This window comes from Vibrio sp. HM8-C (genome assembly GCF_058630515.1).
The window spans coordinates 147,082-160,697 of the sequence record NZ_JBMMKS010000004.1; the positions used below are offsets into that span (position 1 = coordinate 147,082).

Sequence of the window (13,616 nt, forward strand, 5' to 3'; positions counted from 1 at the left end):
GCGCTAGAGTTACTTATAATGAATTTCGACTACAACTTATTAAAAGTCCTAGCGGTGCTGCTTGAAACCCAAAGCACTACCGCAACTGCAGACAAACTCGCCACGAGCCAACCAGCCATTAGTCGATCACTGAAACGATTAAGAGAGTTATTCGCAGACGATCTGTTAGTACGCAGCGGCGGACAGATGACGCTCACACCGAGAGCTGAATCCATCAAAACACAGTTGCCTGATGTGCTTGACGCCATCAATAACTTAGTTGTACAAGCCGTTGAGTTTGACCCCGCAGTGGTAACTCAAGATCTGCATATTGCGATGAACAGTTCTATTGGCCAGTGGTTTGCCGCCCCACTGGCTCAGCTAATATCAGAAAAAGCCCCGCAGATTAGCTTAACCATCGAGGATTGGACGGAAACGACCACAAACAAAATAGATAATGGCGAGATTCAGTTCGGTATTAACTACTTTCCGATGGAATTGCCAAAGCATTTTGTACAAAGAAAAGGTGGCAAGGATCATTTCGGCATAGTTTGTGGTAAAGAACACCCACTCGCGAACAAAGTGATAAGCCTTGAAGACTTTACCCGTTACCCTTTCGCTGTCCACATAATCAAGGATTGGAACGAAAAGGAACAACACATTTCCAGAATGCTGAAGCCCTTTAATATCGAACCAAGAATTCAACTACGAACTACTCATCTGAGTGTCATTTTGGATGCCATCAGTAAAAGAGACTTACTCTTTCCATGCTCCACTCACTTAATAGAACAGCTAGATGATCGCTATACGAGCGTGCAAATGGATAGCAGTCTTCCAACTTTGGAAGGTCACTTTGGCTATGTGTATGGAGTAAAGTGGCGAAATGAACCCTTGACTCAATGGCTAGAAGAAACCATCAATAAATTGATGTTCTCCTTGGGCATTCAAGCCAGTTAACGCGAATAACATTCAAAATAGCAAACTAACCAATCGCCTTTCCTCTGCGCAGAAATTCAGTTTGGCGGTTCTGAGCAGACAGTAAAAAGCCCTAAACATTACTGCTTAGGGCTCTCATATCATATCGACGAAGTGCGTTGGAACTATGTTCTATAGAGCACTTTTAATACATGCCAACCAAATTTTGTTTTTACTAGCTGAGGGGTGAGAACTTCACCTTGAAAGCAAGCTTTATCAAACTGTGGCACCATTTGTCCCTGACGAAACTCGCCTAGGTCTCCGCCTTTCTTACCAGACGGGCATAAAGAGTGTTTTTTCGCTAATACCTGAAACTTAGCGCCTTTTTTAAGCTGTTGAATGATGTCTTCAGCTTGTTCTTTATGCTTAACCAAAATGTGAAGGGCTGCTGCGGTTCTTGCCATTTCATTCTCTCCTCATTTTTAAAGCGCGAAGTCTACCCTAAGCGAAAGGGCTACGCATCCCACTTTTTGAAAACTAAAATAGAAAATCAGAGTCTAAATCAATGTGAGCCGTTGATGATATGTCAATATGGGTTAGTATAGTTAACAGTAAAATTATTGAAGTAGTACTACTATGGCTAAAACAATAAGCAAGGCAAACCAGTCACAAGGGATGCTTATGTTCACTTTGAACCTGCAAAAGCAGTTGTTCGCTATTGGAACATTGAAAGTCCGTGAAATTGTGCCTTATATGCCTATGACTCAAATCCCTTATTCACATCATCATGTGATAGGAACTGTCACATTTCGTAAGTTAACAGTGCCAGTGATAGACATGGCTGCTGCTATTGGTTTCAGACCAATTGCTCCAAACGAATATGAAAAATGCTACTTAATCGTGACTGATTGTCTTCGTACCGTTGTTGCTTTTATGGTGCGAAGTATAGAAAAAATCATCGACTGTGACTGGCGTGCGATTGAGTCTTCACCAACAACAGCTGGTAAGAATGTCTTTGTCACTGGCATTACTCGCTACGAAGACAAAATTGTTCAATTGCTGGATGTTGAATTGCTGCTTTCAAAAATTTATCCGCAGTATGAATCAACTAAAGTACCGATGCTCACAGACGTCGAGCGTGAGCGCTTGAAAGCTTTGAATATTCTTCTGGTTGATGACTCATCTATTGCTCGAAAACAGCTGTCGGATGCTTTGGAGCGGATTAACATTCCTTACTATGTGTGTAAAAACGGAATTGAAGCTGCTGAGTTTATGAAAAAAATGGCGGCTGAAGGCAATGCTATCGACCTTCTTGTCAGCGATATCGAAATGCCAGGACTGGATGGCTATGAACTCGCGTTTGAAGTGCAAAACGATAAAGCGCTAAGTCATGCCTACATCATTCTGCACACGTCGTTATCAAGTGAAATTTGTGTGGACAGAGCCCATCAAGTGGGAGCTCACGAAGCTCTTGAGAAATTCAACGCAACCGAGCTTATCGAAGCGATGTTGCGAGGCGCTAAGCAGTTAGAAGCTCAAATGGCCTAGAATGCCAATGTGCAACATATGAAAGTGAAAATGCAGCTAAAAAGCTGCATTTTTTGTGATGCTCAGATAATACGTGGTTACGAGAGTAATAGTTGAATTGCTTCTCTATCTGATTTCTTAAGCTTGCTCACTACAAGTTTGAATGATCTTAAACATAGGTCTTCTATCATTTCTGGCTCCACATCACCATCTAACATGACTGATATCCAGTGTCGCTTGTTCATGTGATACCCCGGCTTGATAGATTGGAACTGATCGGTAAGAAAAGCCCCGTCTTGCGGTTCACATTTCAAAGTTACAAAAGGTTTATCAGCATCGAATACAAGATAGGCAAACATCTTGTCACGTATTTTAAAAACTAATGGGTCTGAGCCAAAAGGCGTGCACGCTTCAGCCAGAGGGAAATGGCTCAAATACTCTTCTAATACTTTTATATCCATCAGCAACCCTGCCTTTGTTTATGCTCTTTTAGTCTGACTATTATTGTTCAAATGTTTCGAGCCACACCTTCAAACACTGACCTATATTCTTCTGTTCAGTTTGAGATAAACCAACCACCAGCGACTCTTGTGCTTTGACATGTTCGACAATCAATTCATTTACCAAAGCTAAACCTTTATCCGTCAGTTCAACTTCGACACTGCGACGGTCAGCTTGGCTGTGCTGGCGAAGTATAAGTTCCTTGCTCTCTAACTTATCTAAGCGATTTGTCATTGCGCCAGATGTTAGAAGCATAGACGCCAACAATTCGGAAGGAGTGAGACGATAAGGAGCACCCGCTCGGCGCAGCGTTGCTAACACATCAAACTCACCCATTTTCAGATCGTATTTCTTATGAACTTCCGCAATTTGGGTTTCAAGAATTTTCGAAAGACGCATCAAACGTCCAATCATTGCCATTGGCATGGTATTGAGGTCGGGTCTTTCTTTGTCCCATTGAGACAAGGCTCTATCGATTGCATCCATTATTTTACAACTCTATCCATTTCATCACGTTAAAATACTTCAATGTAAAGATACTTTACAATAACTAATTTTTGCTTTAGATTTGCGCTCCAGATATCTTAATATAAAGATACTTAATATGAATATTTTATTTGCCATGATTCCCGCATTTTTCTGGGGAACCACATACGCTATCACACAATACACACTTGCAGGCTGGCCTCCCCTTCTGCTTGGTGCTCTGCGAGCTTTGCCAGCAGGGCTGATTTTGCTTGCGTTAAAACCAACCTTTCCAAGTAGAGAAAACTGGAAACCACTTTTCACGATTGGCATAGTGAATATTGCAGCGTTTTTTAGCTTGATATTTGTAATGGCACTAACGCTGCCTTCTGCCATCGCTGGCGTGGGCATGATTTCAGTTCCTGTATTCGCTATGGCGTTTCACTGGATATTTAACCGTAGCGCTCCATCAAAAATGCATCTGACTAGTGGCCTTTTATTGGTGCTACTGGCATGGCTACTTTTTGATCCGAAATCCATCGTTCTTAGTCCAATAGGTCTTATTGCGATGCTGGCTGCTATCTCATGCATTATTTTCGGCTCACAACTGACCAAAACACTGGGTGGGAAAATCAACTGGTGGACAGTACTGACATGGCAACTCATCATTGGTGGAGTTGCACTTACATTAGTTACGTTGATTCACGGATTGGTGAATCCTGAGCCCTATCTAGAAGCGATGGCCTCGGTAAATACAACAAACGTCGTCGGTTTAGTATGGATTACCGTACTTAACACCGCGTTTAGCTACAGCTTGTATGTGTGGTTGCTGCAACGTATGTCTATTGTTGACTTTACTTTCGGTGGCATTGCCAACCCTATCGCTGGCATCGTCTGTGGTGGTTTATTAATGAATGAGCTGTATTCACTTCATCAGTACAGTTTGATGGGGGGAATGATCTTAGTGTCACTACTACCTCAACTGATTGCGTTAATGAAAAAACGTCACTCTGCACAGCTTGCTCTGCAAAAATAAAAGATAGCCACGCAAGATTTCATGTTGCAAGTGATTGGATAACCGTTGGTTAAGAATTCATCGAGTTCTTAACCATTCTCTAAAATACATAAAGTATTCTATGCGGAAACACCCAAATAGGTGTTTTTTATGGAGCGCAAAGCCCTGAATTCCGCTACTCTTAGCGTATTACTTTCGAAGCATTTATTCATACTAAAAAATGAGCGAAGACGAGTTTAAAAGAGCCACTTCTAATTTAAAAAAAGCCGTACCATTGATGATGAAGCATCGTATTGCCGCGACGCCTTCAAATTATGCATTGTGGTATACCTACGTGGACAACGCGATCCCTGAACTAAACCAAGAACTCGATTATATTCTTGGCAGTTTCGGATTCTGCCCTGTTGCCACTGGGGATCAACTTTACAAAGACTATATCGCTTCGAAATCCGAAACCACAATCAACGAACTTAAACAAAACGTAGAGCTCTTAGTCCACGAAATTTCCAGTTCAATGGATGACACTCTTTCTGACACCAGTGCTTTTTCACAGGTCATTGATAAAAGTTTTGCCAACTTAGAAAAAGTGCAAAACGAAAACCTCTCGATTGATGAAGCAATGGGCGTGATCCGCCAGTTGGTCAGCGAATCTAAAGACATTCGTCATTCCACTCAGTTTCTGAATCAGCAGTTAAACAGCGCAAGCCAAGAGATCTCACGCTTAAAATCTCAGCTAGCTCAAGTTCATAAAGCAGCACTTTTTGATAGCCTGTCTGGACTTTATAACCGCAGAGCATTTGATGACGATTTGGCATCGCTGATGCAGTCGGAGCAATCACTGAGCCTAATATTCCTAGATATTGACCATTTCAAAGTGTTTAACGATGAATATGGACATCTGTTTGGTGACACCGTTATTCGAGCCATTGCCAAACGCCTACAAAAAAGCTGTCAGGCAGGCATTACCGCGTATCGCTATGGTGGAGAAGAGTTTGCGCTTTTAGTTCCTCATAAATCATTACGTGTTGCTCGCCAGTTCGCAGAGATGTTGAGAACTTCAATTGAAAAACTCAATGTGAAAGATCGCCGTACAAGTGAGCAAGTAAGTAGTATTACTGCTTCATTCGGCGTAGCTGAAAAAATGCCAAAAGACACAGCAGAGTCATTGGTAGAGCGCGCAGATAGAAAGCTTTACGAAGCGAAGAAGATGGGTCGAAACCGAGTTATGCCTTTCTAATAGCTATTTTTCAACGTTCAAAAAGCAAAAAAAAACCTCCCGAAATACAACGGGAGGTGTCAGCAGAGCTTAAGACAGGTTGGATGGAAAGCAGTTAGATACTAAAGCTGTAATTCAATACGTACTCATCTCCGCATTTAGACACGTATTCTTTATCCTCACTGCATGCTTGAGGTTTACCACGCTCGTCACCTCTCACCAAACTAATCCAGTGACGCATCGCTACAGTTGGAATAGAAGTCTCATCGGTTTGCATAAACGTAGTACACGTTTCTAATTGAATATCTTCAATTTCCACTAGCTCCACACACCCAGTACCTCTATTGCAACCTAACATAACTTCTACATGGCTACCGCTGCCATCACGAAAAAGAATGGAACACGGCTGCTCTTTGTTGCCAATGTAAGCCGCAAAGTGTTTAGGATGTTTTAGTCCACTGTGACGACCATCTTTGAAGTAAGCCAACACATGGTTGTAATCAATCATGTAGCTAGTTACATCTTGATGTGAGCCATTTTCTAGCGGGAACAAGCGGTCAAGTAACTGCTTCGCCTTTACTTGTTTTTCTCGCGATTGGTGTGCACTGACAGTTTCGACGGCGAACACAGCTTCTGCGATAAATGGTTTATGTTGTTTTTGAATGTCAGTTTTATCAAATGTCAGCATATTCATCGTCTTTTCCTTATTGGATTAAGCCCTTCCTATTTGGCTTCGCTAGTGTTGCTTCTTAGTTAGCGTTTACCAATCGCCTGGGTCACTTTTTAAAATCTGTTCTAGTGTTTAAAATTTGTTCCAGTTCATGATTCTCAAACTTGTGTTTAATTTTTATTCAAGTTTGTGACTGGGTTACTTTTTAGACTAGCGCAATTTTACATACAATTTCACAACAAAAATTTTACAATGTGAATTTTACAAAATGGCCGTGTCAAAAAGCTTAGTTAGACAGTCTCACTTTTTGGGAACCAAAGTGAGAAACTTGAGAAAACGCAACCACTTAACGATGGAAGATCTTTCTGCTCGCTGTATTCGCATTAATTCGGAATACGCTCCATCGGTTTCCTACCTTTCAATGATCGAAAGAGGAAAACGGGTTCCTAGCGTGGAAATGTTGAAAGTGATCGCGGAAGTATTCCAAAAAGATCCGGCATGGTTTCTCGATGATGAACCAGAGCAAACAGACATTACTCCGGAAAAAGGTAATCGCGGTGGCATCAGCGGTATGGCTTTGGAGCCGAGCTTTCTTTTTTCCAATGACATTTTACAAATCGCTATTCCTGAGATGCTATCTCAAACAGGTATTACTGGCAGGCAATTCGCTCATCTGTTGATACGAGCACATCAAGAGAGCTTACAAAACCACTTTCCTGACTTAGAAAGAGCCGCTGAAGAAATTGGTCAAAAGCGTCTTAACCTCGCGGTAGAAGATCTCCTCGATATTGCAAAAAGCTTAGGACTGAATATTCGATGGGTGAAAAGAACGCCTCATGATGTTGTAGATGAGTTAGGTGTGAGCGCGAAACAACTTGTCACTTCGTTTTTTGAGCCGCCAGATACTATCTACCTCAATGAAGTTCTGCGTCAATATCCTACGCGCCTTAAATATGATTTGGCGGTATACATAGGTCATAACGTACTGCACAGCAAAGACGGACTTAAAAACGTGCTCTCAGTTGGGCATTCAAATAGCTGGGAGGAACAACCAAATTCTCAGCCCAGCTCTGAATTGAATTCACAAGATATTCTTCAGGCATGGCGAGATTTTGAATCCAGTTTTTTTGCCGGCGCTCTTCTTTGTCCGAAAGTGCCATTTCGTCAACTGCTCGATCGAAACGGTTACGAGATCGACGTACACAAAAAGGCTGGAGTTTCGCCGTCAGTTGCAATGCGACGTATGACAGTGGTTTCTCCCTACCCACACTGGCACTACTTTGATGCTTACGGCCCAGGTAAGCTCAAAGCCGTCTATCGTGGAAATGGAATCCCTCTGCCTTGGGGAAACATGCGTAAAGTCCACGATCCTTGTCAGCATTGGGCCGTATTTAGACGTCTTGCTGAACCACAGGAGGGAAGCTCGGCGCAGATCTCAATACTCAACGTAGGCGATGAGCCGAGGATCTATTGCTGCGAATCAATCAACGTTTTGGATGCCGCTGGCAATACACGCGTGCTATGTGCTGGCGTGGACTTAAATCCGGCGATTGCAGCTCAAGGCGGCGATGCAAATGCCATTGCAGAGGAATTAAAATCATCGTGCGTCAGCCAAGGTGGTTCTACCCTCATCCCGACACATATCAAAAAGGATTTAAGAACTATCGCGCGTATCCTAAACATCAACTGGATTGAGAGAGGTATAGAAGGTGACGCTCGACTTATCTGCTCGCGCGGAGCGGTATGCCCAAGAAAACCAAGTTGTTACGCTAAGTGTGAAGGCTTAGAAGAGGAGTTATTTTAACTCCAGCGCTGATAACTCTTCCAAAAGAAAGATGAAAAAAAGCCAATCACAATAATCGCGATTGGCTATAGATATGTGTGAACAAAATAAATTCACTAACAACGTCAGTTGGCTAGGTGATCCTTGGCTTAAAAGGATCACTCTTACTATTGCAGATAGTGTGCCAACTTTTTTGAACGTAAAATAGTCATTTTGTACATGAAACATGCCGTTTCATTACAACCAATATCATAACGAAATTGCAAAATGCAAATTTTAGCAATTTGCAATGTAAGACACTCCGCAAACTGGTGTAAGAATTTAATGATTATGCAAAACCATGCTTGACAGCATACATAGCCTCATCTGCTGCTTTAAGCATGTCATCAATATCAACAAACTTAGGCTGATAAAGCGTATAACCAACGCTGGCATGGATGTTCAGTAGTGTTTTTTCGTAGATAACAGGAGAGTCAGATATGGCTTTCTCGATACTTTTGCTGATACTTTCGAGATCGGTAACATGGTTGACCCTAGGAAGCAAAATCAAAAACTCGTCGCCCCCCATCCTAGAAACGATGTCCGAAGCACGAAGCACCGAGAGAATGCGCTCAGCACAAGCAATCAGGACTTTATCTCCGGCATCATGACCATGTTTGTCGTTGATAGATTTAAACTTATCAAGGTCGATGTTCAAAATCGCAAAACAGTTCTTCCCTTTAGATTTTTCTGCTAATTCAAAGAAATGCTGCAACGTGAACATAAAATAGCGACGGTTAGGAAGTTTGGTGAGTTCATCGAACATCGCACGCTCGTTTGCGACGGTATAGAGTCGATAAATAATGAACGCCATTACAAGCAACACCAATAAAATTGGGTATCCTTGCAAACGTACAATATTGCTTTGATACCAAGGGAGTTGTTTTAGCAGATCGCGTTTTTCTGATGCAGCGATTACCCAACTACCATAAGGAAAGTGTACAACTTCTGTGGCAAACGCATTATCAAAGGTACTTTGTGTACCCAAAAAGACATCCCCCTCCGCACCAGAGCTATCAAAACCTCGAATGGCGAAATTGTAAGAATAACTAAAGGTTTCCACTCCGGAAGCAGAAAACAAAGAATCCCAATTGATAATGATGCTGCACACGCCCCAATAATGATTGTTCATTGGAGGATCGATAAATATTGGAACTCGGGCAACAATTGCCCTGCCACCTTGAACTAAATCCACGGGACCAGAAATGAAGATTTCCTGAATCTCTCTAGCCTTGTTGACTGATGCCCATTGTTTTGGAACCGTTCGGTAATCTAACCCGAGCGCAGCTTGATTACTTTCTAGTGGGTAAATGTATTTGATGACGTCATTTGGCGCCAGACCTACCACTTGGAGATGCTTACCTTTACGCAGCACGTTTGCCGCTATCTGAGGCCAGTCTTCAAATTCAGCATCAGGTCGCGCAGTAACTAAAGCTTGTAAGCCATTGGCAGCATAGATATCCGACAAAATAGAAGCTTCGAGCCGAAAACGAATAGACAAAAGCTCTTCTTTGGCTCGCGTGTATAAACCTTCTCGCATGAAATTTCGCTGGCTAATATTAAAAGACTCAATCAGGCCAACAAATATCAGCAAAAAAGTCAGCAGCAGTATTCTCACTATCCATAGTTTGCCTGAGATGGCTCCCATGCAACATTCCTTCAACTGTTTAACGATTAAGACTACAGTTCTGCAATGCAGTACGTTTAAGCGACGACAAGCACTGAAAATGTAATACTATTCAGCCAATCCCAAGCTGAATATTTTTAAATTAGATAACAATATTATGGGTATAACTTATGGAATTTGCGTTGTTTTTTCTAAACGAAAGTGAAAATAGTTGGATAGATCTACCTAATGCAAAGCTGTTTTATGCACCCAATTTTCTATCGACAGAACATGCAGACCATAGTTTTCACACACTTCGAAATGACTTGAACTGGCAGCAGGAGCAAATACGGATGTTTGGCAAACACGTTTTGCAGCCGAGACTTCAGGCCTGGCATGGAGACAAACCTTACACCTATTCTGGATTATCCATGCAACCTCAGCCTTGGACAGAAACTCTCACTGACTTGAAGTGTCGTAGTGAGTCCGTAGCCAAAACCACATTCAATTCTGTACTCGCCAACTTATATCGTGATGGTCAAGACTCTATGGGATGGCATCAAGACAACGAGACTGAGCTTGGGATCAATCCGGTCATCGCATCAATAACCCTTGGCGAATCTCGTCGCTTTCTTTTACGTCATCTTGAAACCAAAGAAAAATATGAGATAGAACTTGGACACGGTTCATTGCTCATTATGGCAGGGGAAACCCAACATCATTGGCAGCACTCTGTACCTAAGACGGCGAAAAGCAAAGACGAACGCATAAACCTCACTTTTCGTCATATCTATTAATCCGATACTGAGTCAATTGTTTCGCCTATAACCTAATCGAACTCAACCACAGCGCAAATTCACACATTACTGACTCATTGCTCACACAAATTGGTTATCCACCATTGATACTACCGGCAATCATTTTTCAACATCATCGTCATCATGTTATTACGGAAGAAATACATCGCGTTCAGCATCGGGGCTTCATTACTTCTACTTTCCACGTTATCCAATTGCACTGAAACCACGTTACAGACTCAGCAAGAAGAAAAAAGTTACCAGTACTTCGCCGATATCATTCGAAACACTTACGAGAGCCAACTCTATACGTTGCCAGCATTTGAAGAAGGCCACTATGCATTAAGAATGTATCGCCAAACATCAGACGACAAATATCACGCCGCCATCTGGAGTGATCTTGCCAGAGTTGCAAGTCGCCTAAACCGATACGCCGAAGAAGTGCATACTCCAGAGCAAATCTATATGCACAGCCAAAAACGTTTGTCTGGATATGTAGACAAAACCGATGAGCGTTCGAAACTGCGCTACACCATGACCAAAAACACGCCAGAATATCTTTATCTGGGTATTGGCTTGTTAGGCTCAATGGCTCGCGCGGATGAATATGGGTTAAAACACAAGCAAGACGCTAAGCTACGTGAAATTATTCGACGCTATGACTTTACTCATTACGCAACAGATGAAGGGATGATTAAAGCTTGGGCCGCCCAACTTGCCAATCAAGTCTACTGGTTGAAGCAATTGGGTGAACAAGATGTGGTAGAGCCTTTTATCGAAGCATTCCGTAAAACCTATCCAGATGATCAAGACGAGCATCTCACCAATCAGCAGTATGGAAACAAACTTTACGGAATGACACACATAGTCTTCGCTGACTCTCAGTATTATCAGCATTCAGTCAGTGAAGCGGAACATCAATGGATTTTCGACTACTTTCGAAACAACATCGATACCATTTTGTTAAAAGCCAAGGAAGACATAATTGCTGAGGTGGGGATTTCTTTCCTTTTAGCAGGGCTAAACAATGATCCTGTGGTTGAAAAGACGAGACAGCACATCAAAAATGCGATTAATCGCGACCAAGGCATGATTCCTTCAACATCCGGTGATTTTGATTTGAGTTACGGAGAACACCGCAACGTGCTTGCGATCATGCTATTGGATTGGCAGCAAGTAAACTCAATTCCAACCATAGAAAAGCAGCCGAAAGTCTTTGCTAGCCTACCTTACGGTTTGGTGTCGAAATAGTCTCTTAAGATAAAGGCGTAATCACACGATTACGCCTTCTTTGTTGTCATTTCCGTTGCGGAACATGCAAACAATACATGGTGACTTGTCTTCGATTAACCGTATATACGCCGACGTTAACGGCCATTTAGTGACCTTTACTAAACTTTAGGATTAGCTAAAACAGTAAAGTTTAATTAGAAAGGTGAAATCTATCACAAGATTTTTTGTTTTTTTGGCCTTGCTTCCATTTTTTTCTCCTAGACTTTAATCGAGTTGGTTTGTATCTAGGACGATTTTAATAATGAATAAACTGATGGGACATCAGTTGAAGGAGATGGCGGAGCTAAGTTCAGTCAGAAAACACAAAGTAATATTATTAAGTTCGCTGGTTTCAATTATTGCCTTTGCTCTTTATGGTTATTACCATCTAACGAACAATGAGTATGTCTTTGGTTTTCTGTGTGTAGCTAGCCTCATCGTCACATCGGCTAATCTGCTATATCTGATCATTGCCAAAAGCCCCAAATACAATGACGTTATCCTTACTATAGTAATGCTGACGCAAGCTTTCATGGTTTTTATTTATGGGGCGGAATTAGAGAATCGCCTGCTGTGGGTCTATCCAATACTTGCAGCCATTATTTTCATCAATACTTTTGCCGCTGGTCTGCTCATAAGCACCCTATACTGCTTATTGGTCGGCATTGCCATATTTGGTCATCATGTTTCCATAAGCAGTGACATGCTCGCTGCAGAGCGCTTCTTCATTAGTTTGGTTGCAATGTGTACGGTATGTAATACATCTGCCTACTTTTATTCCAAAGCTATCAACTATATCAAGTCACTCTATTTAGAAGGCATAGAAAAGCTCGCATACAGAGATCACCTCACAGGCTTAGCCAACCGTTGGAGCTTTGAAAGCTGGGCAACGGCAAAGCTCTCGGAAATACAACCGGGTGGAAAAATTACTGCGCTGGTGTTTTTGGATATCGATAATTTCAAACATATCAACGACAGCTATGGACATGAAATGGGTGACAAGATTCTTCAGAATTTTGCACACAGAATCAAAAATAATATTCGTACCACAGACAGAAAAACCAATAAAGCTGACTACTCCATTGCACGATTCGCTGGAGATGAGTTCGTGTTACTGCTTTATGATGTGAATTCATTACAAGACTTAGACAATATTCTGCATCGAATTTGCCATCTATTTGATAGCAAATACAAAGATAAACAGCTGCTGGGCAATGTCACTATTAGTGTCGGAGCTGCTTTATATCCGCAAGATGCCGATAATCTTGCTGAATTGACTCGTTGTGCTGACAAGGCGATGTACGCAGCAAAACACAACGGTAAAAACCAATACTGTTACTATCAAAACGCCTCCGACTACCAAATGCCGAATTACGCTGACGGAAAGGTCACACCGATCTTGAGAGCTACTGAGTCAAATACATAACCCCCAAGGCCAATACAGCAATCAGTACCATAAACATGGCATATTGATGTGAACTTCTTTTTCTCCCTTTGGATTTTGCTTCATTTCTATACTCTGCAAATCTTGCGCGACGAGCGACTTCGATAATTGACGGTGTATCGCTTCTTTCTATTTGCTCACGTTTATTCTGTGCTTTGTTTGCCGCACGAGTAAACCTGTGTAACTGATCTGCAGTGAGATCGTCACTTGGGTCGTAGCGAGGGTTCTGGTCTGTATGTTTAGGAAGAACTGCCATAGCAACCTCCTCGTTCGTTTCACGTTCAGATTAAGTATAGACCAACAAAGTTTTGACCTACCAAAAGTGGTAACGACAAAATTAGACTCATTCGAAATTATTGAATGACTTCCTCGATTGTCACCTCTCCT

14 protein-coding genes are annotated in these 13,616 nt (G+C 42.0%); 8 read left to right on the top strand and 6 right to left on the bottom strand.

Features of this window, described 5'->3' with window-relative positions; translation table 11 throughout:
- Window positions 1-15 precede the first annotated feature (15 nt).
- Entirely contained in the window at window positions 16-936 is a 921-nt protein-coding gene (locus ACOSVQ_RS06985; RefSeq protein ID WP_491981955.1) for a LysR family transcriptional regulator, read from the top strand.
- Between the two features lie 143 nt (window positions 937-1,079).
- On the opposite strand, the gene ppiC is transcribed toward ACOSVQ_RS06985, so the two are convergent.
- Window positions 1,080-1,358: a peptidylprolyl isomerase PpiC gene (ppiC, locus tag ACOSVQ_RS06990; protein ID WP_102962430.1), complete on the bottom strand. Its 279-nt coding sequence runs from the start codon at window positions 1,356-1,358 to the stop codon at window positions 1,080-1,082.
- Between the two features lie 172 nt (window positions 1,359-1,530).
- Here ppiC and ACOSVQ_RS06995 point away from each other — a divergent pair, with 172 nt between their 5' ends.
- A complete protein-coding gene (locus ACOSVQ_RS06995; RefSeq protein WP_491981825.1) occupies window positions 1,531-2,442 on the top strand; it encodes a chemotaxis protein in 912 nt (303 codons plus the stop codon).
- 77 nt (window positions 2,443-2,519) lie between these two features.
- Here ACOSVQ_RS06995 and ACOSVQ_RS07000 read toward each other — a convergent pair whose 3' ends face one another.
- Window positions 2,520-2,882 carry an MmcQ/YjbR family DNA-binding protein gene (locus ACOSVQ_RS07000; RefSeq protein ID WP_491981826.1) on the bottom strand — a complete coding sequence of 121 codons (363 nt, stop codon included), beginning with the start codon at window positions 2,880-2,882 and terminating at the stop codon, window positions 2,520-2,522.
- A 40-nt stretch (window positions 2,883-2,922) separates the two neighbouring features.
- On the bottom strand, window positions 2,923-3,408 hold the full coding sequence (locus ACOSVQ_RS07005) for a MarR family winged helix-turn-helix transcriptional regulator (RefSeq protein ID WP_491981828.1): 486 nt from the start codon (window positions 3,406-3,408) through the stop codon (window positions 2,923-2,925).
- 118 nt (window positions 3,409-3,526) lie between these two features.
- On the opposite strand from ACOSVQ_RS07005, the gene ACOSVQ_RS07010 reads away from it, so the two are divergent.
- A complete protein-coding gene (locus ACOSVQ_RS07010) occupies window positions 3,527-4,423 on the top strand; it encodes a DMT family transporter (RefSeq protein ID WP_491981830.1) in 897 nt (298 codons plus the stop codon).
- A 199-nt stretch (window positions 4,424-4,622) separates the two neighbouring features.
- On the top strand, window positions 4,623-5,639 hold the full coding sequence (locus tag ACOSVQ_RS07015; protein ID WP_491981831.1) for a GGDEF domain-containing protein: 1,017 nt from the start codon (window positions 4,623-4,625) through the stop codon (window positions 5,637-5,639).
- A 94-nt stretch (window positions 5,640-5,733) separates the two neighbouring features.
- Here the strand turns inward: ACOSVQ_RS07015 and ACOSVQ_RS07020 are convergent, their stop codons facing one another.
- Window positions 5,734-6,312: an aldolase/citrate lyase/malate synthase family protein gene (locus ACOSVQ_RS07020; RefSeq protein ID WP_491981832.1), complete on the bottom strand. Its 579-nt coding sequence runs from the start codon at window positions 6,310-6,312 to the stop codon at window positions 5,734-5,736.
- Window positions 6,313-6,556: 244 nt separating this feature from the next.
- Here ACOSVQ_RS07020 and ACOSVQ_RS07025 point away from each other — a divergent pair, with 244 nt between their 5' ends.
- Entirely contained in the window at window positions 6,557-8,092 is a 1,536-nt protein-coding gene (locus tag ACOSVQ_RS07025; protein WP_491981833.1) for a DUF3612 domain-containing protein, read from the top strand.
- A gap of 307 nt (window positions 8,093-8,399) precedes the next feature.
- Here ACOSVQ_RS07025 and ACOSVQ_RS07030 read toward each other — a convergent pair whose 3' ends face one another.
- The gene (locus tag ACOSVQ_RS07030) at window positions 8,400-9,758 is read right to left on the bottom strand and encodes a diguanylate cyclase (protein WP_491981834.1); all 1,359 of its coding nucleotides are present in this window, start codon (window positions 9,756-9,758) and stop codon (window positions 8,400-8,402) included.
- A 149-nt stretch (window positions 9,759-9,907) separates the two neighbouring features.
- Here ACOSVQ_RS07030 and ACOSVQ_RS07035 point away from each other — a divergent pair, with 149 nt between their 5' ends.
- The 3 genes from ACOSVQ_RS07035 to ACOSVQ_RS07045 all read left to right on the top strand — a co-directional run bounded on the left by ACOSVQ_RS07035 (window position 9,908) and on the right by ACOSVQ_RS07045 (window position 13,211).
- Window positions 9,908-10,513: an alpha-ketoglutarate-dependent dioxygenase AlkB family protein gene (locus ACOSVQ_RS07035; RefSeq protein ID WP_491981835.1), complete on the top strand. Its 606-nt coding sequence runs from the start codon at window positions 9,908-9,910 to the stop codon at window positions 10,511-10,513.
- 144 nt (window positions 10,514-10,657) lie between these two features.
- Window positions 10,658-11,764, top strand: coding sequence for a DUF3541 domain-containing protein (locus ACOSVQ_RS07040; RefSeq protein ID WP_491981837.1), 1,107 nt, complete (start codon window positions 10,658-10,660; stop codon window positions 11,762-11,764).
- A 283-nt stretch (window positions 11,765-12,047) separates the two neighbouring features.
- Window positions 12,048-13,211, top strand: a complete 1,164-nt coding sequence (locus ACOSVQ_RS07045; RefSeq protein WP_491981838.1) for a GGDEF domain-containing protein — start codon at window positions 12,048-12,050, stop codon at window positions 13,209-13,211.
- Here ACOSVQ_RS07045 and ACOSVQ_RS07050 read toward each other — a convergent pair.
- A complete protein-coding gene (locus ACOSVQ_RS07050; RefSeq protein WP_491981840.1) occupies window positions 13,192-13,485 on the bottom strand; it encodes a hypothetical protein in 294 nt (97 codons plus the stop codon). The two genes, ACOSVQ_RS07045 and ACOSVQ_RS07050, sit on opposite strands and share 20 nt — an antisense overlap.
- Window positions 13,486-13,616 lie beyond the last annotated feature (131 nt).